Source organism: Nonomuraea mesophila (genome assembly GCF_004352805.1).
Classification (GTDB): Bacteria; Actinomycetota; Actinomycetes; order Streptosporangiales; family Streptosporangiaceae; genus Nonomuraea; species Nonomuraea longispora.
The window spans coordinates 47,997-72,031 of sequence record NZ_SMLD01000029.1 but is presented as its reverse complement, the minus strand read 5'-3'; the positions used below and the strand labels follow the sequence as shown (position 1 = coordinate 72,031).

At 71.5% G+C, this 24,035-nt stretch carries 26 protein-coding genes; 13 read left to right on the top strand and 13 right to left on the bottom strand.

Going from position 1 to position 24,035, the window contains the following annotated elements; all coding sequences use genetic code 11:
* The first annotated feature begins 116 nt into the window (after positions 1-116).
* Positions 117-473 (top strand): winged helix-turn-helix transcriptional regulator, encoded by a 357-nt coding sequence (locus E1295_RS14165; protein WP_132630721.1) that lies wholly within the window; start codon positions 117-119, stop codon positions 471-473.
* Here the strand turns inward: E1295_RS14165 and proS are convergent.
* Together proS and E1295_RS50130 are read right to left on the bottom strand one after the other, a co-directional pair.
* Positions 467-1,909 carry a proline--tRNA ligase gene (gene proS / locus E1295_RS14160; RefSeq protein ID WP_132630720.1) on the bottom strand — a complete coding sequence of 481 codons (1,443 nt, stop codon included), beginning with the start codon at positions 1,907-1,909 and terminating at the stop codon, positions 467-469. The two genes, E1295_RS14165 and proS, sit on opposite strands and share 7 nt — an antisense overlap.
* Before the next feature lie 78 nt (positions 1,910-1,987).
* Positions 1,988-2,146 (bottom strand): hypothetical protein, encoded by a 159-nt coding sequence (locus tag E1295_RS50130; RefSeq protein ID WP_220448700.1) that lies wholly within the window; start codon positions 2,144-2,146, stop codon positions 1,988-1,990.
* Positions 2,147-2,827: 681 nt separating this feature from the next.
* On the opposite strand from E1295_RS50130, the gene ehuB reads away from it, so the two are divergent.
* From ehuB to ehuA, 4 genes are read left to right on the top strand one after another with little or no spacing between them, the layout of a single operon-like run.
* Positions 2,828-3,763 (top strand): ectoine/hydroxyectoine ABC transporter substrate-binding protein EhuB, encoded by a 936-nt coding sequence (gene ehuB / locus E1295_RS14150; RefSeq protein WP_132630719.1) that lies wholly within the window; start codon positions 2,828-2,830, stop codon positions 3,761-3,763.
* A 7-nt stretch (positions 3,764-3,770) separates the two neighbouring features.
* Entirely contained in the window at positions 3,771-4,508 is a 738-nt protein-coding gene (gene ehuC / locus E1295_RS14145; protein WP_220448699.1) for an ectoine/hydroxyectoine ABC transporter permease subunit EhuC, read from the top strand.
* Positions 4,505-5,158 (top strand): ectoine/hydroxyectoine ABC transporter permease subunit EhuD, encoded by a 654-nt coding sequence (gene ehuD, locus E1295_RS14140; RefSeq protein ID WP_132630718.1) that lies wholly within the window; start codon positions 4,505-4,507, stop codon positions 5,156-5,158. Before ehuC ends, ehuD begins: the two co-directional genes overlap by 4 nt.
* 46 nt (positions 5,159-5,204) lie before the next feature.
* Complete coding sequence (gene ehuA / locus E1295_RS14135) at positions 5,205-5,966, top strand: ectoine/hydroxyectoine ABC transporter ATP-binding protein EhuA (protein ID WP_132630717.1); 762 nt, start codon at positions 5,205-5,207, stop codon at positions 5,964-5,966.
* An 89-nt stretch (positions 5,967-6,055) separates the two neighbouring features.
* Here ehuA and katG read toward each other — a convergent pair whose 3' ends face one another.
* The 3 genes from katG to E1295_RS14120 form a co-directional block, all read right to left on the bottom strand.
* On the bottom strand, positions 6,056-8,287 hold the full coding sequence (katG, locus tag E1295_RS14130) for a catalase/peroxidase HPI (RefSeq protein ID WP_132630716.1): 2,232 nt from the start codon (positions 8,285-8,287) through the stop codon (positions 6,056-6,058).
* 32 nt (positions 8,288-8,319) lie between these two features.
* Complete coding sequence (locus E1295_RS14125; RefSeq protein ID WP_132630715.1) at positions 8,320-8,757, bottom strand: Fur family transcriptional regulator; 438 nt, start codon at positions 8,755-8,757, stop codon at positions 8,320-8,322.
* A 73-nt stretch (positions 8,758-8,830) separates the two neighbouring features.
* Positions 8,831-9,286 (bottom strand): hypothetical protein, encoded by a 456-nt coding sequence (locus tag E1295_RS14120; RefSeq protein ID WP_132630714.1) that lies wholly within the window; start codon positions 9,284-9,286, stop codon positions 8,831-8,833.
* A 165-nt stretch (positions 9,287-9,451) separates the two neighbouring features.
* Between E1295_RS14120 and E1295_RS14115 the strand changes: the two genes are divergently transcribed.
* Positions 9,452-10,195, top strand: a complete 744-nt coding sequence (locus E1295_RS14115; RefSeq protein WP_220448698.1) for an NUDIX hydrolase — start codon at positions 9,452-9,454, stop codon at positions 10,193-10,195.
* Here the strand turns inward: E1295_RS14115 and E1295_RS14110 are convergent.
* Entirely contained in the window at positions 10,174-10,590 is a 417-nt protein-coding gene (locus E1295_RS14110) for a helix-turn-helix domain-containing protein (RefSeq protein ID WP_132630713.1), read from the bottom strand. The two genes, E1295_RS14115 and E1295_RS14110, sit on opposite strands and share 22 nt — an antisense overlap.
* A 28-nt stretch (positions 10,591-10,618) precedes the next feature.
* Between E1295_RS14110 and E1295_RS14105 the strand changes: the two genes are divergently transcribed.
* Positions 10,619-11,584, top strand: coding sequence for an NAD(P)/FAD-dependent oxidoreductase (locus tag E1295_RS14105; RefSeq protein WP_246080033.1), 966 nt, complete (start codon positions 10,619-10,621; stop codon positions 11,582-11,584).
* 5 nt (positions 11,585-11,589) lie between these two features.
* Positions 11,590-13,008 (top strand): MFS transporter, encoded by a 1,419-nt coding sequence (locus E1295_RS14100; protein ID WP_132630712.1) that lies wholly within the window; start codon positions 11,590-11,592, stop codon positions 13,006-13,008.
* On the opposite strand, the gene E1295_RS14095 is transcribed toward E1295_RS14100, so the two are convergent.
* Genes E1295_RS14095 through E1295_RS14080 form a run of 5 tightly spaced genes read right to left on the bottom strand, consistent with a single transcriptional unit; the run spans position 13,005 to position 17,044 of the window.
* Positions 13,005-13,616, bottom strand: coding sequence for a methyltransferase domain-containing protein (locus E1295_RS14095; protein WP_132630711.1), 612 nt, complete (start codon positions 13,614-13,616; stop codon positions 13,005-13,007). The genes E1295_RS14100 and E1295_RS14095 overlap by 4 nt on opposite strands.
* Positions 13,613-14,227 (bottom strand): TIGR04282 family arsenosugar biosynthesis glycosyltransferase, encoded by a 615-nt coding sequence (locus tag E1295_RS14090; RefSeq protein ID WP_246080032.1) that lies wholly within the window; start codon positions 14,225-14,227, stop codon positions 13,613-13,615. The genes E1295_RS14095 and E1295_RS14090 overlap by 4 nt, the downstream gene beginning before the upstream one ends.
* A gap of 29 nt (positions 14,228-14,256) precedes the next feature.
* Positions 14,257-14,631 (bottom strand): hypothetical protein, encoded by a 375-nt coding sequence (locus E1295_RS48685; RefSeq protein WP_166427213.1) that lies wholly within the window; start codon positions 14,629-14,631, stop codon positions 14,257-14,259.
* On the bottom strand, positions 14,628-15,731 hold the full coding sequence (locus E1295_RS14085; RefSeq protein ID WP_132630710.1) for a molybdopterin-dependent oxidoreductase: 1,104 nt from the start codon (positions 15,729-15,731) through the stop codon (positions 14,628-14,630). The genes E1295_RS48685 and E1295_RS14085 overlap by 4 nt, the downstream gene beginning before the upstream one ends.
* Positions 15,728-17,044, bottom strand: a complete 1,317-nt coding sequence (locus E1295_RS14080) for a glycosyltransferase 87 family protein (RefSeq protein ID WP_132630709.1) — start codon at positions 17,042-17,044, stop codon at positions 15,728-15,730. The genes E1295_RS14085 and E1295_RS14080 overlap by 4 nt, the downstream gene beginning before the upstream one ends.
* Positions 17,045-17,183: 139 nt before the next feature.
* Here E1295_RS14080 and E1295_RS14075 point away from each other — a divergent pair, with 139 nt between their 5' ends.
* The 3 genes from E1295_RS14075 to E1295_RS14065 all read left to right on the top strand — a co-directional run bounded on the left by E1295_RS14075 (position 17,184) and on the right by E1295_RS14065 (position 20,086).
* Positions 17,184-18,155 carry an NAD-dependent epimerase/dehydratase family protein gene (locus E1295_RS14075; RefSeq protein ID WP_132630728.1) on the top strand — a complete coding sequence of 324 codons (972 nt, stop codon included), beginning with the start codon at positions 17,184-17,186 and terminating at the stop codon, positions 18,153-18,155.
* The gene (locus tag E1295_RS14070; RefSeq protein WP_132630708.1) at positions 18,152-18,808 is read left to right on the top strand and encodes a glycosyltransferase family 2 protein; all 657 of its coding nucleotides are present in this window, start codon (positions 18,152-18,154) and stop codon (positions 18,806-18,808) included. Before E1295_RS14075 ends, E1295_RS14070 begins: the two co-directional genes overlap by 4 nt.
* Positions 18,809-18,982: 174 nt before the next feature.
* Positions 18,983-20,086, top strand: coding sequence for an epoxide hydrolase family protein (locus E1295_RS14065; protein ID WP_132630707.1), 1,104 nt, complete (start codon positions 18,983-18,985; stop codon positions 20,084-20,086).
* Between the two features lie 14 nt (positions 20,087-20,100).
* On the opposite strand, the gene E1295_RS51820 is transcribed toward E1295_RS14065, so the two are convergent.
* Both E1295_RS51820 and E1295_RS14055 read right to left on the bottom strand, forming a co-directional pair.
* Positions 20,101-20,226, bottom strand: a complete 126-nt coding sequence (locus E1295_RS51820) for a hypothetical protein (protein ID WP_281284738.1) — start codon at positions 20,224-20,226, stop codon at positions 20,101-20,103.
* 308 nt (positions 20,227-20,534) lie between these two features.
* Positions 20,535-21,404, bottom strand: coding sequence for a hypothetical protein (locus E1295_RS14055; RefSeq protein WP_132630706.1), 870 nt, complete (start codon positions 21,402-21,404; stop codon positions 20,535-20,537).
* 395 nt (positions 21,405-21,799) lie between these two features.
* Between E1295_RS14055 and E1295_RS14050 the strand changes: the two genes are divergently transcribed.
* Positions 21,800-23,521 (top strand): serine/threonine-protein kinase, encoded by a 1,722-nt coding sequence (locus E1295_RS14050; protein ID WP_132630705.1) that lies wholly within the window; start codon positions 21,800-21,802, stop codon positions 23,519-23,521.
* Between the two features lie 66 nt (positions 23,522-23,587).
* Entirely contained in the window at positions 23,588-24,022 is a 435-nt protein-coding gene (locus tag E1295_RS14045) for a protein-tyrosine phosphatase family protein (RefSeq protein WP_132630704.1), read from the top strand.
* The last annotated feature ends 13 nt before the right edge of the window (positions 24,023-24,035 follow it).

Below are 24,035 nucleotides of genomic sequence, written 5' to 3'. Positions count from 1 at the left end.
CCCACCCGCCCCGAACACAATGATCTTTTTCATGCTTCCCGCCTCTTCCTTGTCGTGCTGCGCAAGGTAGCGGGGGCCGTGGTTACCGCGTGGATACCGCGATTACGGTGATTTCCATGACCAAGCCGCTGGATCCGGAGATGTTCGACCCGGTCTGTCCCTCCGGCCTCATGCCGATCAGGATCGGGGACAAGTGGGCGGGGATGATCGTCCAGTGCCTCGAGGAGGGCCCGCGGCGGTTCTCCGAACTCCTCGTGCCGCTGCGGACCATCACCCCCAAGGTGCTCACGAAGTCACTGCGGTCCCTCGAACGTGACGGCTTCGTCGTGCGTACGGTGCACGCAGGGCCCGCCAGGCACGTCGAGTACGCGCTGACCCCGCTCGGCCGCAGCCTGCTCGAACTGCTGGACGCGGCGCGCGCCTGGGCGGAGGCGCACATGGACGCGCTGATCGACGCTCGCGAGAATCAGTAGGCCCGGCCGAACACGACCCGCTTGCCGTAGGCCGAGGGCTCACCGCACAACACGCAGCGCCCGCTCTCCTCGGCGCCGTCGAGCGGAATGCAGCGCGGGGTCGCCGCCACCTTCGCCTTGATGCCGGCCTCGCACGCGGGTTCGCCGCAGTGCAGCGCCAGCGCCCATCCCGACGTGACCGCCTCCGTGAAGGAATCCCAGGTGTCGGCCGTCACGGTGTGAGCGTCGCGGAACTCGGTGGCCCGCCGCAGCAGGAAGGCCTGGAACTCCTCCAGCACGCCGGGGATGAGCTCCGGCGCGGACGACAGCGGGATGCTCTGCTTGCCGTCGTCGCCGAGCCTCCTCGCCATCACCACCGTGCCCGACTCGAGATCGCGCGGACCGAGTTCGAGCCGGAGGGGCGCACCGCGCAGCTCCCAGTCGTTGAACCGGAAGCCGGGCGAGAGCTGCGCGCGGTCGTCGACGTGGGTGCGCACACCCGCCGCCCTGAGCCGCCCCGCCAGCTCCCGCGCCGCGGCCGAGGTCTGCACGCCCTGCTCGCCGCGCCCGATCGGCACGATGACCACCTGGTAGGGGGCCATCCTCGGCGGCAGCACCAGCCCTTTGTCGTCGCCGTGGGTCATGATGACCCCGCCGATCATCCGCGTCGACATGCCCCACGAGGTGGTGTGGCACAGCTCCTGCTGACCGGCCTCCGAGGTGTAGCGGATGTCGAAGGCCTTGGCGAAGTTGCTGCCCATGTAGTGGGAGGTGCCGGCCTGCAGCGCCTTGCCGTCGCGCATCATGCCCTCGATGGTGTACGTACGCACCGCGCCGGCGAACCGCTCACCCGGAGTCTTCTCGCCCGCCACCACCGGGATCGCCGCGACGTCACGTGCGACCTCCGCGTAGACATCGAGCGCCAGCATCGTCTCCCGCATCGCGTCGGCCTCGTCGGCGTGTGCCGTGTGCCCCTCCTGCCAGAGGAACTCCGTCGTACGCAGGAACATGCGCGGCCGCAGCTCCCAGCGCACCACGTTGGCCCACTGGTTGAGCAGCAGCGGAAGGTCCCGATGCGACGAGATCCACTTGGCCATCATCTCGCCGATGATCGTCTCCGAGGTGGGTCGGACGATCAGCGGCTCCTCCAGCTCCTTGCCGCCGGCGTGCGTGACGACGGCCAGCTCGGGCGAGAACCCCTCGACGTGATCGGCCTCGCGCCGGAGGTAGCTCTCGGGGATCAGGAGGGGGAAGTAGGCGTTCTCGTGACCGGTGTCCTTGATCCTGCGATCGAGCTCGTCCTGGAGCAGCTCCCACAGGCGGTAGCCGTACGGTCGGATGACCATGGTGCCCTTCGCCGGGCCGCGGTCGACGAGCTGCGCCTTGGCCACCAGCTCGTTGTACCAGGCCGAGAAGTCCTCCTGCTGAGGTGTCACACCACGTTCATCGCGTCCCATGTAGGGAGGATATCGCCGGCGTGACCACCTGGGTTTTCCTGGCGTGGTCGAGCACCTTGACGAGCTGCCGGCCGGCCTTCAGCGGGGAACCGCCTGAGTGCGGACGCCCGGCAGGTCATCGACCGCCTCACGAGCCGCCAGCACATCAGCCTCAAAATCATCGTCGAGTGTCCCCGCGCTTCGAGCCAGGAACGCCTTGACCATTCGCCCTGGTGCAACGGGTTCGGGATCGATCATCGCGATCTCGTTCCTCCGCGAGTCATCACGATCGTCTCTCCGTGCTCTGCCTGGTCGAGGACGGTGGCGACGCTCCGGGGACCTGGCCGAGCCAGGAGCGGGCCCGGTCGTTTCCGCGCCTCGTAGTGTCAGTGGGGCTGGTGGGTTTAGCCAGGTCACAGGTTGACATCAATGTCACGTAACACGAATCACATATTTTTCCTCTGGACACGGGCCCTGTTCCCCGTTCGAGATCTTTCCGTGACGGCTCCGAAAGCGTTCCTGTAAGATGACGAGATCCCGAGGCCGGAAGCGTTTCCCCAGGTCAGATAGGGTAGTAGCCAAGCCTGGTGGGAAGTCCAACCCACCGGAGCACTCGGAAAACGGACAAGCCGTTTTCCCTACCCGCCCAGGCCCGGTGCTCAAACATCGCGGGCCGAAGACGGTTCGGAGGAGCACACAGGTCCGTCCGCTAGGTTCGGGGCCCATGTTGGCGAAACGCATCGCCGGTTCGACGTACGCATGGTGGAGGGCCCGCACGCATGCGTGGGGCCACCTGTCTACGAGCGGCGCCGAAGCGGCGGAGCGCATCGCGAGGCCACGGTATCTCCGGCCCCCCCATCTTGCACGGGAAACCGAACGGCGGTTGACGATCCGTTCGGATGAACATAGTAACGATAACGGCACAAACGGGAGTGAAGCGTGACGGCCAACCGTTGGACGCGTCGGGATTTCTTCAGAAGCTCAGGACTCGCTGCGGCGGCCCTCGTCGGCGGCCCTGCCCTCATCGCCGGTTGCAGCCGCGTCGACGACGGCGGGGGAACCACCGGCGCCTCACAGAGCGCCGACCCCCTCGCCCGCTTCAAGCAGACGGGCACGATCAAGGTCGGCATCGCCAACGAGCAGCCGTACGGCTACCGCGACAAGGACGGCAACCTCACCGGCGAGGCCCCCGAGGTGGCCCGCGCGATCTTCAAGGCGCTCGGTGTGGACAACCTGGAGGCGCAGATCGTCGACTCCTTCGGCTCCCTGATTCCCGGGTTGCAGTCGAAGCAGTACGACTTCATCGCCGCCGGCATGTTCATCATCCCGGAGCGGTGCTCGCAGATCGCCTTCTCGAACCCCGACTACGCCGGCACGACCGCGTTCCTGGTGGCCAAGGGCAACCCGAAGAAGATCACCAGCTTCGAGGAGATCGCCGAGGGCGGCGCCAAGGTCGGCGTGCTCGAAGGCGCCGTCGAGAAGGGCTACGCGGAGGCCGGTGGCGTGAAGGGCGGCCAGATTCAGGTCTTCCCCAACCAGAACGCCGCCTTCAAGGGCATCCTCGCCGGCCGGGTGGACGCCATCGCGCTGACCGCCGTCTCGCTGCGCTGGACGCTCCAGCAGCAGTACGCGGACGAGCCGCTGGAGGTCACCGAGTCGTTCGTGCCGGTCGTCGACGGGAAGGAACAGCTCGGCGCCGGCGGGTTCGGCTTCCGCAAGGAGGACACCGGGCTCATCGAGGCGTTCAACGCCGAGCTGAAGAAGCTGCAGGACTCGAACGGCGTGCTGCCGCTGATCGAGAAGTTCGGCTTCACCAAGACCGAGGTCGACAACGCCGCCAAGCTCACCGCCCAGCAGCTTTGCGCGGGCTCCTGACGCGAGCATGATGACCCTCAACCCGTGCAGCGGGGACCTGCCCGGCGTCTTCGGCGAGACGATGCCCTTCCTGTGCCAGGGGGCCGCGGTCACGTTGCAGAGCGCGGCGGGCGGCGCCGCGCTCGCCATCGTCATCGCCCTGGTCGTGGGGTTGATGGCGTCCTCGCCCCTGCGGACCGTCCGGGGCGTCGCCCGCGTCTACATGGAGTTCTTCCGCGGCACGTCGGTGCTCGTCCAGCTGTTCTGGCTCTTCTACGCGATGCCCATCCTCACGGGCTACCAGCTGGACAAGGTGTTCGCCGGCGTGCTGGCGCTCGGTCTCAACCTGGGCGCGTACGGCTCGGAGGTGGTGCGCGGCGCGCTGCAGGCCGTGCCTCCCAGCCAGCGTGAGGCCGCGATCGCACTGAACTTCTCGCCGTTGCAGCGGATGCGCTACGTCATCCTGCCGCAGGCGTTCGTCGAGATGATTCCCCCGATGAACAACCTGCTGATCGAGCTGCTCAAAGCGACGTCGCTGCTGTCCGTCATCACCGTGGCCGACCTGGCCTACGAGGGCCGGCTGCTGGTCAACTCCGGCAGCGACCAGCTGATCGTGTTCGCGCTGATGCTGGTGATCTACTTCCTGTTCTCGTACGCGATCACGTTGGTGATGCGGTTCGTCGAGCGGCGGGCCGCGCGCATGGTGGGCCGGGGTAAGCCGCGGCGACGGCGGCGGGCCACGGCGGCAGTGGAGGCGGCCCGATGATCTGGGACTGGAACTGGACGCTGGAGATCCTGCCCCGGCTGCTGACGCAGGGGCTGCTGGTCACCGTGCAGGCCACGCTCGGCGGCGCGGTGCTCGCGTTCGTGCTGGGGCTGTTCGTGGCACTGCTGCGCCGCTCGCGCCGGGCGTACATCAGCCGGCCGGTGGGCGCGATCATGGAGTTCATCCGCAGCACGCCGCTGCTGGTGCAGCTGTTCGTGCTCTACTACGTGCTGCCGGACTTCGGGTTCAAGATGACCGCGCTGACGACGGGGATCATCGGGCTGGGCGTGCACTACGCCGCCTACACCTCGGAGGTCTACCGCGCGGGCATCGAGGGTGTGCCGAAGGGCCAGTGGGAGGCGGCGATCGCCCTCAACATGCCCCGCCCCTACACCTGGATCAGCATCGTTCTGCCGCAGGCCGTACGCCGGGCCCTGCCCGCTCTGGGCAACTACGTGGTGGCGATCTTCAAGGAGTCGCCGCAGCTTTCCGTGATCACTGTTGTCGACGTCGTCGGGCTCGCCCGCGGGGTCGGCTCCGAGAGCTTCCGCTACCTGGAGCCGATGACCATCGCCGGGCTGTTCTTCCTGCTCATCGCGATCCCAGCGTCGATGCTCGTCCGTCGTATGGAGCGCCGTCTTGATACCTGATACGCAGTCAGAAAAAGATCCACGTGCCGGGAACGATCAGCAGTGGATGATCCAGTTCGACAAGGTCGTCAAGCGGTTCGGCGACGTGACGGTCCTGCGCGAGCTGGACTTCCACGTCAAGCCCGGGGAACGCTGCACCCTCATCGGGCCGAGCGGTTCGGGGAAGACGACGATCCTGCGCCTGCTGATGACCCTCGAACGGGTCACGTCCGGCACCATCGAGGTCGACGGTCAGTGCCTGTCGCACGTGAAGCGCGGCGACCGGATGGTGCCGGCCGACGAGAAGCACCTGCGCCAGGTCCGCAAGAAGATCGGCATGGTGTTCCAGCAGTTCAACCTGTTCCCGAACATGAACGTGCTGCGCAACATCACCGAGGCCCCGGTGCGGGCGCTCGGCGTTCCGCGGGAGCAGGCGGAGGAGAAGGCGCGCGAGCTGCTGGAGATGGTCGAGCTGTCCGACAAGGCGCTCTCGCATCCGTCGCAGCTGTCGGGCGGGCAGCAGCAGCGGGTCGCCATCGCGCGGGCGCTCGCGATGGAGCCGGAGGTGCTGCTGCTGGACGAGGTCACCTCGGCGCTCGACCCCGAGCTCGTCTCCGGCGTGCAGTCCCTGCTGCGTGACATCGCGCGGTCGAGCAACCTGACCCTGCTGTGCGTCACCCACGAGATGAACTTCGCCCGGGACATCTCGCACCGGGTGCTCATGTTCGACCAGGGGCAGATCGTCGAGGACGGGCCGCCCGAGCAGATCTTCAACGAGCCGGAGCAGCAGCGTACGCGGGACTTCCTCCAGGCCGTGCTCGACGCCTAGTTTCTCGAGGCGTGGTTTCTCAAAGGCGGTGCTCGACGCCTGAGGACGTCCAGGCCGGCCCGCGCCGGCCGGCCTGGACGCCCGTCTGATCAGCGCAGGTCGAACCGGTCGAGGTTCATGACCTTGTCCCACGCCGAGACGAAGTCGGCCACGAACTTCTCCTTCGCGTCGTCGCTCGCGTAGACCTCCGCGAGCGCGCGAAGCTCGGAGTTCGAGCCGAAGACCAGGTCGGCCCGGGTGCCGGTCCACTTGACCGCGCCCGTGGCGTTGTCGCGGCCCTCGAACGTGGTCTGGTCAGGGGAGGTCGACGTCCACGTCGTGCCCAGGTCGAGCAGGTTGACGAAGAAGTCGTTGGTGAGCTTCCCGGGGGTCTCGGTGAGCACCCCGTGCGCCGTCTGCCCGTGGTTCCCGCCCAGGACGCGCAGACCGCCGACGAGCACGGTCATCTCGGGGGCGCTCAGGGTCAGCAGGTTGGCCCGGTCGAGCAGCAGGAACTCGGCGGCCAGCCGGTGGCCCTTCCCGACGTAGTTGCGGAAGCCGTCGGCGGTGATCTCCATCGCGGCGAACGACTCCGCGTCGGTCTGCTCCTGCGTGGCGTCCACGCGGCCGGGCGTGAAGGGCACCTGGACGTCGACGCCGGCGTCCTTGGCGGCCTTCTCGACGGCGGCGCACCCGCCGAGCACGATCACGTCGGCCAGCGAGACCTGCTTGCCGCCGGTCTGGGCGGCGTTGAAGGCCTGCTGGACCCCCTCCAGGGAGCGCAGCACCAGCGCGAGCTGGTCGGGGTCGTTGACCTCCCAGCCGTTCTGCGGCTCCAGGCGGATGCGGGCGCCGTTGGCGCCGCCGCGCTTGTCGCTGCCGCGGAACGTCGAGGCCGACGCCCACGCGGTCGACACGAGCTGCGAGACCGTCAGGCCGGACGCCAGGATCTTGCTCTTCAGCTCGGCGACGTCCGCCGCGTCGACCAGCTCGTACGTCCTCGCCGGCAGCGGGTCCTGCCACAGCAGCGTCTCGGACGGGATCTCCGGGCCGAGGTAACGCTCGACCGGGCCCATGTCGCGGTGCGTCAGCTTGAACCACGCCCTGGCGAACGCGTCGGCGAACTCGTCGGGGTTGTCGAGGAAACGCCGCGAGATCGGCTCGTAGACCGGGTCGTAGCGCAGCGACAGGTCGGTCGTCAGCATCGTCGGCGCGTGCCGCTTCGACGGGTCGTGGGCGTCGGGCACGGTGCCGGCGCCGGCACCGTCCTTCGGCCGCCACTGGTGGGCGCCCGCGGGGCTCTTGAACAGCTCCCACTCGTAGCCGAAGAGGATCTCGAAGAAGCTGTTGTCCCACGTGGTCGGGGTGTTGGTCCAGATGCCTTCGAGGCCGCTGGTGATGGTGTCGGCGCCCTTGCCGGTGCCGAAGGTGTTGCGCCAGCCGAGGCCCTGCTCCTCGAACGAGGCGGCCTCGGGGTCGGGGCCGACGTTGTCGGACGGGCCCGCGCCGTGCGTCTTGCCGAAGGTGTGACCGCCCGCGATGAGGGCGACCGTCTCCTCGTCGTTCATCGCCATCCGGCGGAACGTCTCACGGATGTCCCTGGCCGCGGCGAGCGGGTCGGGGTTGCCGTTCGGGCCCTCCGGGTTGACGTAGATGAGGCCCATCTGCACCGCGCCGAGCGGGTTCTCCAGCTCGCGGTCGCCGGTGTAGCGCGCGTCGCCGAGCCACGTGGACTCGGGACCCCAGTAGACGTCCTCCTCCGGCTCCCACACGTCCTCACGGCCGCCGGCGAAGCCGAAGGTCTTGAAGCCCATCGACTCCAGGGCCACGTTGCCGGACAGGATCAGTAGGTCGGCCCACGAGAGCTTCTTGCCGTACTTCTTCTTGACCGGCCACAGCAGGCGGCGGGCCTTGTCGAGGTTGGCGTTGTCCGGCCAGCTGTTGAGCGGGGCGAAACGCTGCTGGCCGGAGCCGGCGCCGCCGCGGCCGTCGCTGATCCGGTAGGTGCCGGCGCTGTGCCAGGCCATCCGGATGATGAACGGGCCGTAGTGGTCGAAGTCGGCCGGCCACCAGTCCTGCGAGGTGGTCAGGGCCTCGGCGATGTCACGCTTCACGGTCGCGAGGTCGAGGCTCTTGAACGCCTCGGCGTAGTCGAACTCCCCACCGAAGGGGTCGGCCACGACGGGGTTCTTGGCGAGGATCTTCAGGTTGAGCCGCTCCGGCCACCACTGGCGGTTTCCGCCGCCCTGAGTCGGGTGCAGCGCGCGCTCATGCGCCACCGGGCAGCCGCCCTCGCCCTCGTTCTTGGGGTCAGTGACGATTGCTTCGTGGTTCTCGGACATGGATTCCTTCCGATATCGGGACTTCCTGGCGCTCAGGAACTGCGACTGGTGGAACAGCTTGGGCACAGGCCCCAGTAGATGACCTCGGCCTCGTCGATCGAGAAACCGTGGTCGTCCGACGCGGACAGGCAGGGTGCGTGCCCGACCGCGCAGTCGACGTCGGCGACGGCGCCGCACGACCGGCACACGACGTGGTGGTGGTTGTCCCCGACCCGCCCCTCGAACAGGGCCGCGCTGCCGGCCGGCTCGATGCGGCGGACGAGACCCGCGGCGGTGAGCGCGTGCAGGGCTTCGTACACGGCTTGCAGGGAGATGTGGCCGACCCGCTCGCGCACCCCGGAGGCGATCGCCTCGACGCCGAGGTGGTCACCTTTCCTGACGGTCTCGAGCAGCGCGACGCGGGCAGCCGTCACCCGAAGTCCTGCCCCGCGCAGCTCCTCGGCGGTCGTCGGCGTCTTGGGTGCGGTCATGGCCGCAACCGTATCCGCATAAACACGAACGATACAAGAGAACGAAGCATGCAAATTAGTGGCGTGTCGTGGATCAGAAGCCGCTCTCGTCGAGGCGGAGGAAGGTCGCGCCCTGGGCGGCGGCGCGGGCGCCGAGAAGGTGCCCGTCGCACATCCGCGTCTCCGTGCCGGCCCGGTCGATCACCTTCCACGTCACCGGCTCCTCGCACGGCCGGCCGAGCCGGTCGTGGTCCCACGCGCGCCGGCACACGCGGCACTCGGTGACGCCGGCCCGGGAGGACAGGGTGTTGCCGTGCTCGGGGCAGACCCCCCACGGCAGCCCGCACGGCTGCGCCTGGAGCTTGGCCAGGTCGTCGGCCGCGCGGTGGAGCTCTTCCGCGCCTCTGGCGAACCGGCTCGCGGTGGTGCGCGCCGTCGTGATGGGCTCGAGCTCGGGCCGGAGGGCGCGGTCGCAGAGCGCCAGAACCTCGGTGGTGAGCGCCTCGGCGCGACCCGCGAGGTCGCGCAGCTGTGCGGGAGTGACGGTCATGCCGGTTTCCATCCTCGCGAGGGCCGCCGCCTGGTGCGGCCGGGGAATGGTTGCTGATCTGGACCCTACGTCCTGTCGGCCACCGGCGTGCCGGTCGGCGCTCCGGTGGCAAAGGTACGCTCAACTCCGGTGATCGATCGATCACGCCGGGTGAGCATGGGCCGCGTGACCGAACCGCTGCCGCGCACCCCCGGCGTCGAACTCCTGGACGTCCACCGGATCGCCCTGACCGAGACCGCCGCGCCCCCGCTGTCGCCGGACGAGCGGATGGCGATGGACCGCCTGTGGGAGGAGTCGGTCCTGGCCAATCCGAGCCTGTTCGACGGGCCGGTGGTGGCGTGCGCGAGCCTCGCGTGGGAGGGGCCCCACACGTTGGCCGTCTCGTGGGTGCGCACGACGTACCGGCATCACGTCCTGCGCCGGGTCATGGGCTCCGCCGCCTGGCTGCCGTCCCTCTTCGTCGCCGTCGTGCAGCCGGCCGACGACGGGCGCCTGCTGGTCGGGCGGATGTCGCCGGTCACGGTGGCGCCCGGCCGCTGGCAGCTGCCCGGCGGCTCCATGGAGCCGCCCGAGGGCGACGGGCCCCTCGACGAGGCCGCGCTGCGCGGGCACGCCGCCCGCGAGCTGGCCGAGGAGACCGGCGTCGACACGGCCCCTGAAGACCTGAGCCTCTGGCTCGTCACGCGCGGCGCTGCCGGGAACGTCGGCGTGCTGTTCAGCGCGCCCGGCCGGCCCGCGTCGTTCCTGCGCGAGCGGTTCGCGAGCCTGGTGGCCGCGGAGGAGCACCCGGAGTTCGACCGGATCGCCTTCGTACGCTCGGCGTCCGAGCTGGGCGGGCCCCTGGTCGACTACCTGGAGCCGGTCGTCCGCCGCTGCCGGCGGTCGGGTCAGATCATGCACACGTCCTGAGAGAACGTTCCGGTCTCCACGATGCGCCGGTAGGCGGGGCACCGGGTCCAGTCGTCCGCGCGGCACTCCATGAGGTGCTCGATCAGCGTCTTGGACGCCGAGATCTCCCGCAGCCGGCGCTCCAGCTCCTCGTGGTGTTTCCGGAGCAGCGCCTGGCGTTCGGCCTGGCCGGAGACGTTCAGCACTTCCCTGATCTGCTCCAGGCTCATCCCCGCCGACTTGGCGCGGATGATCGTCAGCACGCGAACCACGTGCTCCTGCGTGTAGCGGCGGCGGCCGTTCACCCTGGCGGCGGGGGCCAGCAGGGACATCGCCTCCCAGTGGCGCAGCACGTGCGGCGCGAGCCCGAACCGCTCGGCGAGCTCTCCGATCCGCATGGAGTCGCTTGACTTCATGTTGACATTAACTTGCAGACTCTCCTCCATGTCAAGACACATGGAGGACGACATGTTCGACGCCGTTATCGTCGGCGCAGGTCCTGCCGGCCTGGCCGCCGCCCTGACCCTGGGCCGGACCTGCCGTACGGTCCTGCTCCTCGACGCGGGTGAGGGCCGCAACGCCAGGGCCGCACACGTGCACAACTTCCTGACCCGCGACGGCACACCGCCCGCCCAGCTGCGGGAACTCGGCCGCGCCGACCTGGCCGCGTACCCGTCGGTGCGGGTCAGGACCGGGACGGTCACCGACGTCACCGTGCTGGAGGGCTGTTTCCGCGTGGACCTGGAGGGCGGCGGTACGGCGGACGCGCGCCGGCTCCTGCTGGCCACCGGACTGGCCGACGACCTCCCCGGCCCGCGCGGCGTCGAGGCCCTGTGGGGCCGCTCCGCCTTCCACTGCCCCTACTGCCACGGCTACGAGTGCGCGGGCAGAACGGTCGCGGTGCTCGGCGCCGCGCCGGCCCGGGTGCGGCTGGCGCTGCAGCTGAGCCGGTTCGCCGCCGACGTCGCCCTGTGCACCGGCGGCGAACCCCTCGACCCGGCGTCGCGGGCCACCCTGGAGACCAACGGCGTCACCGTACGCTGCGAGCCCGTCGCTCACCTGGAGGGCGCCGGCGACCGGCTGGAACAGGTCGTCTTCGAGGGCGGCCCGCCCCTGGCCAGGGACGCGGTGTTCGTCGTGAACGTGCCGCGCCAGCGCTCCGAGCTGGCCGCCCGCCTCGGCTGCGCGTCGTTCGCAGACGGGTGCGTCGAGATCGACGAGTTCGCCCGGACGAGCGTGCCCGGCGTGTACGCGGCCGGCGACCTGGCCAGGCGGGCCACCCTTCCCATGCCACTGGCCGCCGTGGTCGCCGCCGCGGCCGGCGGCACCCTGGCCGGCGCCGTCATCGACCAGGACCTGGTCGGCGCCGACTTCGGACTCCCTGACCCGTTCGCGCGGGCGAGGAGCTGACCGCCGTGCTCCGCACCGCGTCCGCGACGAGCAACGTGCCGCTCGCCACGGCCGGCCTCCTGCTCGGCATGCTGCTGTCGGTCCTCGACCAGACGGTCGTCGCCATCGCCCTGCCCGCCATCGCCGCCGACCTGGGCGGCATGGACGCCATCGGCTGGATCGTCACGTCGTACGTGCTGGCCTCGACCGCGACCGGCGCGCTCTACGGCCGCGTCAGCGACCGGTACGGCCGCCGCCCGGTCCTGCTCGTCGCCCTCGCCGTCTTCGTCGCGGGCTCCGCCCTGTGCGCCCTCGCGCCGACGATGCCCCACCTGGTCGCCGCGAGGACCGTGCAGGGCGTCGGCGCGGGCGCGCTGTTCGTGCTGCCCACCATCGTGTTGTCGGAGCTCTACCCGCGGCGGCTGCGCAGCCGCGTGCAGGGCTTCACCGGCGGCGTGTTCGCCCTGGCCAGCGTGGGCGGCCCGCTCGCCGGTGGAGCGATCACCGACGCGGCGGGCTGGCGCTGGGTCTTCCTCGTCAACCTGCCGCTCGGCCTGCTCGCCATGGCGCTCGTCGCGTACGCGCTGCGGCTGCCGAGGGCGGGCGGGGACGGCAGGGTGGACGTGCCGGGAGCCCTGCTGATCGTGGGCGCGACGGTGAGCCTGCTGCTGGTCGCCGAGTGGGGCGGACGGGTGTACGCATGGAACTCCGCCGTGATCCTCGCCCTGACAGGGGCGCTGGTCGTGCTGACGACCCTGTCCGTGTGGTGGGAGCGGCGTGCCGCGAACCCGCTGCTGCCGCCGCGGTTGTTCGCCGGCCGCGCGCTGCGGGTCACGCTGCCCGCGAGCGCGCTGCTCGGGGCCCTGCTCGGCGGGTCCGTCGTCTACCTGCCCACCTACCTGCAGGCGGCGTACGGGATGGGGGCCACCCAGGCGGGCCTGGCGCTCAATCCGTACGTGCTGACGTTCATGGCGGTCTCCTCGCTGGCCGGCGCCCGCATCGGCGCGAGCGGCCGGTTCAGGCCCTACCTGGTCGCCGGCGCGGCGATCGCGGCGGCCGGGTTCGCCCTGCTGGGCGGCCTCGTCCCGGGCGCCGGCTACGTGCTGTTCGCCGTGGTGACCGCCGTGCTGGGGCTCGGTTTCGGGCTGCTCATGCAGAACCTCGTGGTCGTCACGCAGAACGCGGCCGAGCCCGCGGACCTTGCCGCCGCCACGTCCGCCGCGGTGTCGGCGCGGGGCCTCGGGCTGTCGGCCGGCGTGGCCGCGGCAGGGAGCCTGCTCGCCCGGGAGCTCCACGGCCGCGCCCCCGGCCCGGAGTCGACGGCAGCGGCGATCCCCGACGTGCTCTTCTGGGGCGCGCCGGTCGCCGTCGTGCTCGTGGCGCTGATGGCCGCGCTCCCCAGGACGGTCGATCGGCCAGGGAAAACGCCTCCGGCTCGCGCCTAGCGCAGGCGGGCCAGGCAGCGGCCGTACGCGGTCCAGCAGTCGGCCTCCGTGAAGCCGGCGGCGAGCCCGACGCGCCGGATGTCGCTCGCCGAGACGGTCGCCCAGCCGAACCACTCACCGGTCAGCGGCCCCCTGCGCAGCCGGAGCCGGTCGACCCGGCTGGGCGTCCCGGGCGGTGCGACCTCCGCCACGATCGTGCCGCCCGGCCGCAGGAGCTGCCTGAGCCTGTGGAGCAGCGCCTCGGGGTTGCCGCCGATGCCGATGTTGCCGTCGGCGAGCAGCGCCGTCGCCCAGCGGCCGCTGCCCGGGATGTCGTCGAAGACGTCCCGCAGCAGGGCGAAACCTCCGGCGCGGCGGGTCAGGGCGACGGCGCGCGGCGTGATGTCGATGCCGAGGGCCCGCACCCCGCGCCGGGTCAACGCCGCCGTGAGACGCCCGGGGCCGGAGCCGACGTCCAGCGTGGGGCTGGAGCAGTGGCTCAGCAGCTCCTCGTCGCCGTCGATCGGCTCGAACCAGCGGGCGGTCTCCAGCGTGGTACGGGTGCCGTCCACGTGTTCGAGCTCGGCGCTCTCTCCCGCGAGGGCGTCGGCGTACAGTTCTCCGATCATCGGCCCAGCTCCCGCAGGGCGGCGGCGAAGCGGGACGCGGGTGCCTCGGCGGCGACCGCGGCGGCGTCCGCCGCGGTGTCGACGTCAATCAGCTCGGGCAGGTGGTGCACGGCCAGCCCGGCGCGTTCGAGCCGGTCCAGCTGCAGCTTGCCGGTCTCCGGATGGGACATGGGCACCCCGAGCAGCAGCCCCGGGTCCGGTCGCCGCAGGCCGAGCAGCCAGAACCCGCCGTCGGCGGCCGGCCCGTACACCGCGTCGTGCCGTTCGAGCGCCTCGCCGGCCTCGCGCAGGAGCGCGGGGGTGACCTGGGGGGTGTCCATGCCGATCAGTACGACGGGTCCGGGCCGCAGCCGGTGGACGTCGGCGAACGCGGCCGCGAGGCGCTCGTCCAGGCCGGCCCCACGCTGCGGGATGACCACGAACTCCGCGGGCAGCCAGCGGCCGGGCAGCCCGTCGAGAGCGAGCACCCGCTGGACGGCCGGCGCCTCGGCGGCGGCGCGCACGCTGTCGCGGAGCGCGGCCTCGGCGAGGGCGGCGGCCTCGGCCGGGCTGTACGGCGGCGTGAGGCGGGTCTTGACCTTGCCGGGCAGCGGCTCCTTGGCGATGATCACGATCTGGAACGGATGGTGGCTCAGCGTGCTCAGTCCTTCCGGAAAGCCGACAGCAGGTGATCTCCCACCGCGAGCAGGGCGATGGCCGCGAGGACGATGAGGAGGTTGACGCCGTACGACAGCGGCAGGATCGACGGGTTGTCGGCCCGGCGGCCCAGCGCCAGCACGGTGGGGAGGGTGGCGAGCACCAGGGTTCCCGCCAGGACCAGGGCGGTCCGCAGGGACCGGGACCGGCAGCCGATCACCGTGCCGGCCGCCGCCACACCCGGGGCGAGCAGGGCGTCGTGGACGACGAGCACCCCGCCGAACCACAGGGCCCACCCGATGAGGATGCCCTCCAGCGCGAGCCCCGCCAGGCCGAGGACGATCAGGGCGCCGCCGGCCGCGTAGCCGACCCACCTCATGTCACCCTCACTTCCCTGACCCACTTGGTCTGCAGGGCGCCCGGCCGGTTCGGCGCGATCAGGCGCACCGGGAAGCCGTGGTCGGCGCTCAGCGTCTCCCCGTTGATCCGCAGGGCCAGCAGCGTCAGCGGATCGCTCCAGTGCGGCGGGCGGACCTCGCTGCTGCGATAGCCGCCCGACCGCTCCAGGGACTCGACGACCACGAAGGCGTCAGGGGAGGCGCCGGCGGAAAGGAGCAGGTCGCGCAGCCGTACCCCGGTCCACTCGCACTCCACGCTCCAGCCCTCCACGCACGCGATCGGCAGGCGTACGGTGTGCTGCGGCAGCCGCAGCAGGTCGGCGTAGCCGAGCGACGCAGGCGTGCGCACGGCGCCCGTGACCCGCAGCCGGTAGTCGCCGGGGACGGCGGTCACGCCGGCCGCGGCCGCCGACCTGTTGACGGGCACGCCCTGAGGCCCGACGCGGGGATCGCGCGGGGCCAGGGCGGCCAGCCGGGCCAGCGGGGTGACCGCCTCGCCCGCGGTGACCAGGGCGGTCAGGCCGCACGCCGCGGCGACGGTGAACAGCAGCCGTCTGCGCTCCGGGCTCTCCACGCGGGTCCACAGGTTCCGCCTGACCTTCGCCCACTCGTTGGCCACGTGGATGAGCAGCGCGCCGTAGACGACGTACGCCGTCCAGTAGTGCGCCTGGAGGAAGCCGAACGGATACGGGTAGAGGTAGGCGATGTTCAGGGTCCCGGTGACGAGCTGGAACAACGCGCCCGCCACCAGGAGCAGCACGCACAGGCGTTCGACGGCGTGGCCGGCGGAGCGGAACGGCGGCCACTGCCACAACTTCGGGTGGACGGCCCAGAGCTTGGCCAGCAGCAGCGGAACCGTGGCGATCCCGCCGATGACGTGCAGCCCCTGGGTGACCCGGTAGAGGTTGACCGGCCGCGACGGCCACAACAGCCAGGCGGGCGGGTGCTGCGTGAAATGGCTGAACAGCCCGGTGACGAACGCGACGGTGAAGCTCACGCCCAGCCAGACGCCCAGCTTGGCGGCCACCTGCTCGGAGCGCAGGGTGCTGGTGAACCTGGCGGCGACGGTGCTGAGGTTCACGGGCGTACCTCCACTGGGCGGGACCGGCGTACGGCCCAGCCGACCAGCACGGCCAGGGCGGCCGCGGCGTAGAAGGGGGTGCCGAGGCTGCCGGGGGCGGTCGGGCCCGCGGTGTAGGCGACCGCGGCGGCCAGGGCCACGCCCAGCCACTCCACCCGTCCGTCCAGGGCGGTCAGCGCGACGACCAGCAGCGCGTACCAGGAGTAGCCGGGGGTGAACAGCAGCAGGAGCGAGCCGCTGACCAGCAGCGCGCCCTGCCAGGGCCGGTCGGCGTCGCCGTGGCGCAGCACGAGGAGGACGACCAGGAGGAGCAGCGCGACCGCGGCGTAAGGGGCCCAGGAGTCGGGCAGGAGCAGCCGCAGGACCGCGTAGCGGTTGCCGTGGCCGGCGCCGTCGTAGCGCTCCTCCTTGACGTAGCCCGGCAGGTAACCCAGGACGGCGGCGCCCGAGGCCAGCACGTACGGCACGTACGACAGCGTCACCACGAGCACGGCCGGCACCACGGTCACGAGGACGCGCCGCCACGCCACTCCGCGCGCCAGCACGCCGGACAGGGCGCCGGGCAGCGCCGTCGCGGGCAGCAGCTTGGCCGCCACGGCCGCGCCGAGCAGGGCGCCCCGGGCGTGACCGGCGCGGACGGCGGCGAAGGCCGCCACCACCAGCAGCACGCCCAGCATGTCGACGTGCGCGTTGTTCACCGCCTCGATCGGCACCGCGGGGCACCACGCCCAGTACGCCGCCCGGCGGGCACCCGCGAACCGGCACAGCGCCGCCAGCGTCAGCACGGCCATCACCCAGCCGCCGACCTGGAGGGCCTTGTGCCGGGAGCCTTCCGGCGACAACCAGTGGACCAGCAGGAAGTAGCCCTGCGCGACCGGCGGGTAGATCGTGGGTTCGGCCGGGCGGTTGATCCTGGTGCAGCCGCCGCCGGGCAGGGACCACAGGGCAGGGGCGCCGCAGGTGGAGGGGAACAGCCAGTCGTCGCGCAGCCGTTCGAGCGCGGGGTCGGCCGGCGGGTGGTCGTAGGGGGAGATGCCGGCGGCCTGCACCCGGCCGTCCCAGGCGTACCGGAAGGAGTCGGTGCTGCTGCTCGGCGGGGCCGCCAGCCCGGTCGCGGCCAGGACGATCCCGCCGGCGACGACCAGCGTGCAGAGCCGCCGCTCCGGCACCCGCCTGACCAGCCACAGGGCGGCCGCGAACAGTGCCCAGGCCGCCAGCGTCCAGCCCAGGCCGGGCGGCCCGGCGGCCATCCTGAGCAGGACGGCCGCCAGGGCGGCGAGGGCGCCCCCGGCGAGGAGCAGGCTTCGGTTCACGAGCGGCAGCCTCGCATCCCGCGGCCGTTCCAGGGCCGCGGTGGCGGCGTCCGTTCGCCGTCCGTAAGAGCCCTTACGAACCTCTTACGTCCCTTCGGCGCGGCCGGGGCGACGGGCTAGCGTCGGCGGCGTGAGAGTGATGGTCACCGGCTCGGCCGGTTTCATCGGCGGGCACGTGGCCGAGACCCTGGAGGCGGCGGGTCACGACGTCGCCGGCCTGGACCTGCGCCACGGCGCCGACGTACGCGACGGGGACACCCTGGACGCGCTTCTGCCGGGCGCCGACGTCGTCGTGCACCAGGCCGCCAAGGTCGGGCTCGGCGTGGACGTGTCCGACCTGCCGGACTACGCCTCGGTCAACGTGTACGGCACCGCCGTGCTGCTGGCCGCCATGGCCAGGCACGGCGTCGGACGCCTCGTGCTGGCCTCCTCCATGGTCGTCTACGGCGAGGGCGACTACGAGTGCGTACGGCACGGCCGGGTCCGGCCGGGGCCGCGTACCGTGCCGGACCTGGAGCGGGGCCGGTTCGAGCCGAACTGCCCGCAGTGCGGCGAGCCGGTGCGCTGCGCCTCCATCGGCGAGGACGCCGCACCCGATCCGCGCAACGCCTACGCCACCAGCAAGCTCGCCCAGGAACACCTGAGCGCCAACTGGGCCAGGGAGACCGGCGGGAGCGCCGTCGCCCTCAGGTACCACAACGTCTACGGCCCGCGCATGCCCCGCGACACCCCCTACGCGGGAGTGGCCGCGATCTTCCGCTCCGAGCTGGCGGCGGGCCGGGCTCCGAAGGTGTTCGAGGACGGCCGCCAGCTCCGGGATTTCGTGCACGTACGCGACGTCGCCCGTGCGAACCTGGCGGCGATGACGGCTACGCCGCGGGCGGGGGAGCTGAGGGCGTACAACATCGCGAGCGGCACCCCGCACACCGTGGGCGAGATGGCGGCGGCGCTGGCCGCCGAGCGGGGCGGGCCCGACCCGCGGATCACCGGGGACTACCGGCTGGGCGACGTGCGCCACATCGTGGCCTCGCCCGAACGGGCCGGCGAGGAACTCGGCTTCCACGCCGAGATCGGCTTCGACGCCGGGATGAAGGAGTTCGCTCGATCATGACGGTGGACGTGATCCTCCCCTGCCTGAATGAGGAGGCGGCGCTCGGCTGGGTGCTCGGGCGCATGCCCGACGGCTACCGGCCCATCGTGGTCGACAACGGCTCGACCGACCGTTCGGCCGAGGTCGCCCACGAGCTCGGCGCCCACGTCGTCCACGAGCCGCGGCGCGGCTTCGGCGCCGCCTGCCACGCCGGCCTGCTCGCCTCGGCCGCAGACGTCGTCTGCTTCATGGACGCCGACGCCTCACTCGACCCCCGCGAGCTGCCCACGGTGGTCGCGCCCGTCGCCGGCGGCCAGGCCGACCTGGTGCTCGGCGCCCGCCGGCCGCAGGCCCGCGGGGTGTGGCCCTGGCACGCCCGGCTCGGCAACGCCGTGCTCGCCCGCATCCTGCGCCGCCGCACCGGGGCCGTGCTGCACGACCTCGGGCCGATGCGGGCCGCCCGGCGGGACCGGCTGCTGGACCTCGGGCTCACCGACCGCCGCTTCGGCTATCCGTGCGAGATGGTGCTGCGGGCAGCCGCGGCCGGCTGGCGGATCGCCGAGTCGGAGGTCGCCTACCTGCCCAGGGAGGGACGTTCGAAGGTGACGGGGACGGTGCGCGGGACCCTGCAGGCCGTCTCCGACATGCGGCGGGTCATGGCCGAACTCGGCTGACTTCCTCGGGAAACCAATCTCCCACTGGGCTTTCCTCCCGCTCGTCCTGCCGGTGACGACGCGAAGCCTACGGCTCTCCAACGACATGTCGGCCGGCTCGCCTCGTTCAACGCGGAAAGAATCTTGCCGCAATGGCTTCTAGCGTGGGCCTCACCCAACCGACAAGGAGTCCCCATGGACATCCGGCCGTTCACTGTCGCCATTCCCCAGCCCGACGTCGACGACCTGGCCGACCGGCTGGCCCGTACCCGGTGGCCCGACGAGCTGCCCGGCGTCGGGTGGACCCGCGGCCTGCCGCTGACGTTCCTCAAGGAACTGGCCGCGTACTGGGCCGACGGGTACGACTGGCGTGCCGCCGAGGCGGAGCTCAACGCCTACCCGCAGTTCACGACCGAGATCGACGGGCAGCGCATCCACTTCCTGCACGTACGGTCCGAGGACCCCGGCGCGCTCCCCCTGGTGCTCACCCACGGTTACCCCAGCGCCTTCGCCGAGTTCACCCAGCTGATCGAAGAACTGCGGCAGGACTTCCACGTGGTGGTCCCCTCGCTGCCGGGCTTCGCCTTCTCCACCCCGGTGCGCGAGACCGGCTGGTCGATGGGCCGCACCGCGCGGGCGTGGATCGAGCTCATGCGCCGCCTCGGCTACGACCGGTACGGCCTCCACGGCGGCGACGTCGGCGCCGGCGTGGCCGGTGCGGTGGCCGGCCTGGACGGCGAGCACGTCGCGGGCGTGCACACCGTGACCGACCCGTACACCGCGGCCGCCACGGCCACCTTCATACCGGGCATGGCCGACCGCCTCGACCCGTCCGACCCGGTGGACCGTACGGCACTCGACCGGATGGCCCGCTTCCGCGCCGAGGACAGCGGCTACCTGGCCATCCAGAACAGCCGCCCGCAGACGATGGGCTACCTGCTCAACGACTCGCCGGCCGGGCAGCTCGGCTGGATCGCGGAGAGCTTCGAACGCTCCACCGACCTGCCGTACGACCGGGACCAGCTGCTCACGATCGTGAGCCTGTACTGGTTCACCGGCTCGGGCGTGTCCGCCGCCCGCTTCCTGTACGAGCAGGCCCACTTGTCCGACTGGGGCGAGCCGCCGACCGTGCCGCAGGGGTTCTCGGTGTTCGGTGCGGACTCCACGGCGCGCAGGCTCGTCGGCCCGCCCGACGGCGCCTTCTGGACGGAGCACGAGCGCGGCATGCACTTCCCGGCGATGGAGGCGCCGCAGACGCTGGCCGCCGACCTGCGCGCCTTCTTCGGCGAGCTGAAGTGATCCGCCCGGGCCCGTCAGCGACGTGCCGTGGCCTCCGCGTCCGCGTGGCCGGGGGCGGCGAACGCGGCCCGGTGCTCGGTGACGAACTCGGCGAACGAGCGGGCCGGGCGGCCGGTGACGTCGGCGACGGTGCCGGTCACGCGGTCCTCCGCGCCGCGCCGGATGTCCGGGCGCGACCACCGCGACGGCGCTGCGCGGCGTCGGCGACTGAGGGGCGTCGGGGCTGAAGGGCGGCCTGCCCGGCGATCAAGGAACGTACGTCCCTGATCGCCGGGAGAGGGGGATGGCCGCCGCGGCGTCGGGGGGTCGGCGCGCCGCACCCCGCTCGTCCCGTACGCTGCCGGTCACGCGCAGGCGGCAGGCAGGGCGTCGGCGAGGTGGTGTCCGGCGCGCACGGAGGATCACCGGTGGCCGCGGCCGCACCGGGATCCCGCGCTTGCGGGAGCGGTCAGCCCTTGCTCCAGATGGCCGCGAAGGTGTTGCCCGCGGTGTCCAGGACGACAGGCGTGTAGCCCAAGGCCTTCATCTTGGTGTTCTGCACGGTGTAGGTCACGCGGTTGAGGTTCAGGCGTTCCTTCAGGCCGGCCGTGCTGCCCTTGCTCCACACGGTGGTGTAGAGCTGACCGGGCTCGATGGCCATGAGGACAGGGCGCAGGCCCTGCCTGGCCATCGCCAGGAGTTCCTTGCCGCGCTGCTCCACGGTCTGGCCGAGGCTCACCTTGACGGCACCGGTGGCGGAGCCGGTGACCCAGACGGCCGCGTAGAGAGGCTTCTCGACGGTGCCGTAGACGTCGATCGAGGCGAGGCTGAGACCGGAGCCGCTGAGCTTGGTGTTGAGCTTCTGGAAGGCGTCCTTGGTCAGGTCGACCTTGGCCTCGGCCTTGCCGGCGGACTTCTTCTCGAAGACCGCCGCGAAGATGGCGCCGGGACCCGAGCCGGTGCCGCTGATGATGGTGGGCACGTAGCCCAGCTTCAGCTGCTCGGTGATGCGCTTCTGCAGGTCGAGGGCCGACAGGCCCTGCAGTACGTTGACCTTGCGGGTGGCGTCCTTGACCCAGACGGACGCGTACTGGGGGTTGGCCGCGTTCGTCACGCTCAACGCCTGCGGCACGTAGCCGGACTTCAGCAACTGCTTGACGCGCTTGAGCTGCTGCAGCGGGTTGAGTCCCTGGATGGGGAGCACGTCGTCCAGCGGCAGGGCCTGCTGAACGGCCGTCGCGGGCTGCGCGGCGGCTGCGGGGGACGCGACTGCCAGCAGGGGAGCGGCGGTCGCCGCCACGGCGGTGCTGATGGCGATGATCCTTCGGGCGCTCCGCATGATCCTCCTCAGGTAAAGGGTGTCCCTTATTTTCGGGCAGGAAGGGACCATAACAGAGGATGCGAGATATTTGACCATGTGTCCGGGGGATCGTGACGTTGCTGTGTCAGGCCGTTCACGTATCGAATGCGATTCGGTAACGGGGTGCGAAACTGCGGTGTTTCCCCAGGTCGGAGCCGGGTTTTCCATTAAGATCATCCGGGGATGGCACGGTCTAATTTGGTAATCTGGCGCTCCGAATTTGCTGCCTTCAATGCAATTCGCGGCTTCTTCGTATATGGGGCATCTCGGGCATTTCGGTCCCGGTGCTCGGGCGGGCTCCGGCACACCTTGATCATCACGGAATCAAGCGACCTGCTACCGGCGGCCAAGCATCTCTCGCAACAATCGTCACTGTGACCCACGAACCCCAGCACATCGGTCCATACAGCATCGTCCGCCCGCTGGGGGAAGGCGGCATGGGCATCGTGTACCTCGCCCGCGACCGCGCGTCACACCTGGTCGCCGTCAAGACACTCCGTCCTGGCCTCGGCGCCGACGCCGACTTCAGGCGCCGCTTCACACGGGAGATCGAGGCGGCGCGGAGCGTGGCCCGCTTCTGTACGGCACCCGTACTCGACGCTGGCATCGACGGCGACCTGCCCTACCTCGTCACCGACTACGTCGAGGGCCCCGACCTGGCCGGCGAGATCACGAGGAAGGGGCCCATGACGGGCGCGAACCTCGAGGCGCTGGCCGTCGGCGTGGCGACCGCGCTCACCGCCATCCACCACGCCGGGATCGTGCACCGCGATCTCAAGCCCGCCAACATCCTGCTCAGCTCCGTCGGGCCACGTGTGATCGACTTCGGCATCGCCCAGCTCGTCGAGCCGGACGCGACCCGGTCCGCGTCGGTCGTGGGCACTCCCGCGTACATGTCGCCGGAGCAGGCCACCGGCGGCCAGGTCACAGCGGCAGGCGACGTGTTCGCGTGGGGCGGCGTGGTGGCGTACGCATCCACCGGGCGGGCGCCGTTCGGCACGGGAGGTGCGCCGGAGGTGCTGTTCCGGGTGGTGCACTACGCGCCCGACCTGCACGGCATGGACGAACGGCTGCGGCCGCTGGTGGAGCAGGCGCTGGCCAAGGAGCCGGAGCGGCGGCCGACGGCGCAGCAACTCCTCGACCGCCTCCTCGGCCGCGAGGCGATCACCGCCGCCACGGCCACGCACCTGGTGAGCGACTCCTGGTCGGCCCTCATGAGCGGTGGTTCCGGCGCCTCGCCCGAAGCCCCTGGCGTCCCCTCCCCGGCGTCCGGCGCTTCGCCTGGCGTCCAGGGTCCGGCGTCCGGGCGGTCCGGCGGGAAGGACCCGGGGTCCCGGCCCGGCGGTGACGCGGAGCCGGTGTCCGGCGCGGGCGGGTCCCGTCCGGGGCCCACGAAGCGGCTCCTGCTGGAAAGCCTGAGCCGCCACCTGCCGGGCCCCCTGAGCCGGTTGCTGCCGTACAGAAAGGTGCTGCGGGACGGAGGGACGCTGTCGCGCGGGAGGTGGCGGCGGTCGGCGGCGGCGGCCGGGGCGGTGCTGCTGGCGTCGGCGGGTACGGCCGTCGTGTTGTGGCAGACGCGGCAGGCGAGCCCGCCCTCGGAGCCCAGGGCGACCGCAGTGAGCTCCCAGCAGGTCGCCGCCACCGTCACACCCCGGGGCGCCACCCGCCCGCCGCGTGATCCGGACGCCCTGGCGCAGCACAAGGTGATGATCACGAACGTGTCCGGGGCCCAGGTGCCGCTGTACGTCACGATCGACAAGGTCGTGCAGGTGGGCGACCAGGCCAGGTTCGAGGCGACGGTCACCAACATCGACTCCACCGGCGCGAGAGCCGACCTGGACTCGATCCTCGGCACGCCGGCGTCCGACCTCCGGGACATCACCCTCGCCCCGTACGGCACGACCGAGCCGCTCCACCCCGTCCTGGAGGACGAGGTCTGCACGTGCACGACGTGGAGCAGCCGGGCCAACGCGATCGACCCGGACGAGTCCGTCATGCTCCACGCGACCTTCTCCGAGGTGCCGCTGGATGCCGGTGAAGCCGACCTCCATCTGCTGGGGCTCGGCACGTTCAGAGGGCTCCCCTTGAACCCATGAGACGGCGGCCGATCAGCCGGAAGCTGAACGCCGCCACCGCGCCGCCCGTACGGCTACGCTTGCCGCATGGTCGAGACCTGGGATCCCGCTGCGAAGGGGGTCATGCGTCTGCCGTCGGGGCGCCTCGTGCGCGGCCGGGGGCTCAGGCGTGCGCTGCCCGAAGGTCCGCTGCCCGCGTTCGGCCTCTATCTGCTGGGCCGCCCCCCTGCCGAGATGGAGTGGCGGCATCTGTGGCTGCGCTGGCCTGACTTCTGGTTGCCGTCCGACCGGCACGCGACCGCGCAGGCCCTGGGCGAGGCGCTGCGCCGTGCGGGTTCCGAGCGGGTCGAGATCGCGTGCGGCGGCGGCCGGGGCCGCACCGGCACGGCGCTGGCCTGCCTGGCCGTGCTCGACGGCGTGCCCGCCGACCAGGCGGTCGCCTACGTACGCGAGCACTACGCCAAGGGCGCCGTCGAGACCCCGTGGCAGCGCCGCTTCGTCCGCGGCTTCCGGCACACCTGAACGCGAACGTCTC

What these genes read in the sequence shown, in the direction of transcription:
- E1295_RS14125 (WP_132630715.1), bottom strand. Translation starts at nt 8,757, where the DNA reads ATGACCGCACCCAAGACGCCGACGACCGCCGAGGAGCTGCGCGGGGCA.
- ehuA (WP_132630717.1), top strand. Translation starts at nt 5,205, where the DNA reads ATGATCCAGTTCGACAAGGTCGTCAAGCGGTTCGGCGACGTGACGGTC.
- E1295_RS14165 (WP_132630721.1), top strand. Translation starts at nt 117, where the DNA reads ATGACCAAGCCGCTGGATCCGGAGATGTTCGACCCGGTCTGTCCCTCC.
- E1295_RS14105 (WP_246080033.1), top strand. Translation starts at nt 10,619, where the DNA reads ATGTCAAGACACATGGAGGACGACATGTTCGACGCCGTTATCGTCGGC.
- ehuD (WP_132630718.1), top strand. Translation starts at nt 4,505, where the DNA reads ATGATCTGGGACTGGAACTGGACGCTGGAGATCCTGCCCCGGCTGCTG.
- E1295_RS14120 (WP_132630714.1), bottom strand. Translation starts at nt 9,286, where the DNA reads ATGACCGTCACTCCCGCACAGCTGCGCGACCTCGCGGGTCGCGCCGAG.
- E1295_RS14070 (WP_132630708.1), top strand. Translation starts at nt 18,152, where the DNA reads ATGACGGTGGACGTGATCCTCCCCTGCCTGAATGAGGAGGCGGCGCTC.
- proS (WP_132630720.1), bottom strand. Translation starts at nt 1,909, where the DNA reads ATGGGACGCGATGAACGTGGTGTGACACCTCAGCAGGAGGACTTCTCG.
- katG (WP_132630716.1), bottom strand. Translation starts at nt 8,287, where the DNA reads ATGTCCGAGAACCACGAAGCAATCGTCACTGACCCCAAGAACGAGGGC.
- E1295_RS14095 (WP_132630711.1), bottom strand. Translation starts at nt 13,616, where the DNA reads ATGATCGGAGAACTGTACGCCGACGCCCTCGCGGGAGAGAGCGCCGAG.
- E1295_RS14045 (WP_132630704.1), top strand. Translation starts at nt 23,588, where the DNA reads ATGGTCGAGACCTGGGATCCCGCTGCGAAGGGGGTCATGCGTCTGCCG.
- E1295_RS14110 (WP_132630713.1), bottom strand. Translation starts at nt 10,590, where the DNA reads ATGAAGTCAAGCGACTCCATGCGGATCGGAGAGCTCGCCGAGCGGTTC.
- ehuC (WP_220448699.1), top strand. Translation starts at nt 3,771, where the DNA reads ATGATGACCCTCAACCCGTGCAGCGGGGACCTGCCCGGCGTCTTCGGC.
- E1295_RS50130 (WP_220448700.1), bottom strand. Translation starts at nt 2,146, where the DNA reads ATGATCGATCCCGAACCCGTTGCACCAGGGCGAATGGTCAAGGCGTTC.
- E1295_RS14055 (WP_132630706.1), bottom strand. Translation starts at nt 21,404, where the DNA reads ATGCGGAGCGCCCGAAGGATCATCGCCATCAGCACCGCCGTGGCGGCG.
- E1295_RS48685 (WP_166427213.1), bottom strand. Translation starts at nt 14,631, where the DNA reads ATGAGGTGGGTCGGCTACGCGGCCGGCGGCGCCCTGATCGTCCTCGGC.
- E1295_RS14075 (WP_132630728.1), top strand. Translation starts at nt 17,184, where the DNA reads ATGGTCACCGGCTCGGCCGGTTTCATCGGCGGGCACGTGGCCGAGACC.
- E1295_RS14065 (WP_132630707.1), top strand. Translation starts at nt 18,983, where the DNA reads ATGGACATCCGGCCGTTCACTGTCGCCATTCCCCAGCCCGACGTCGAC.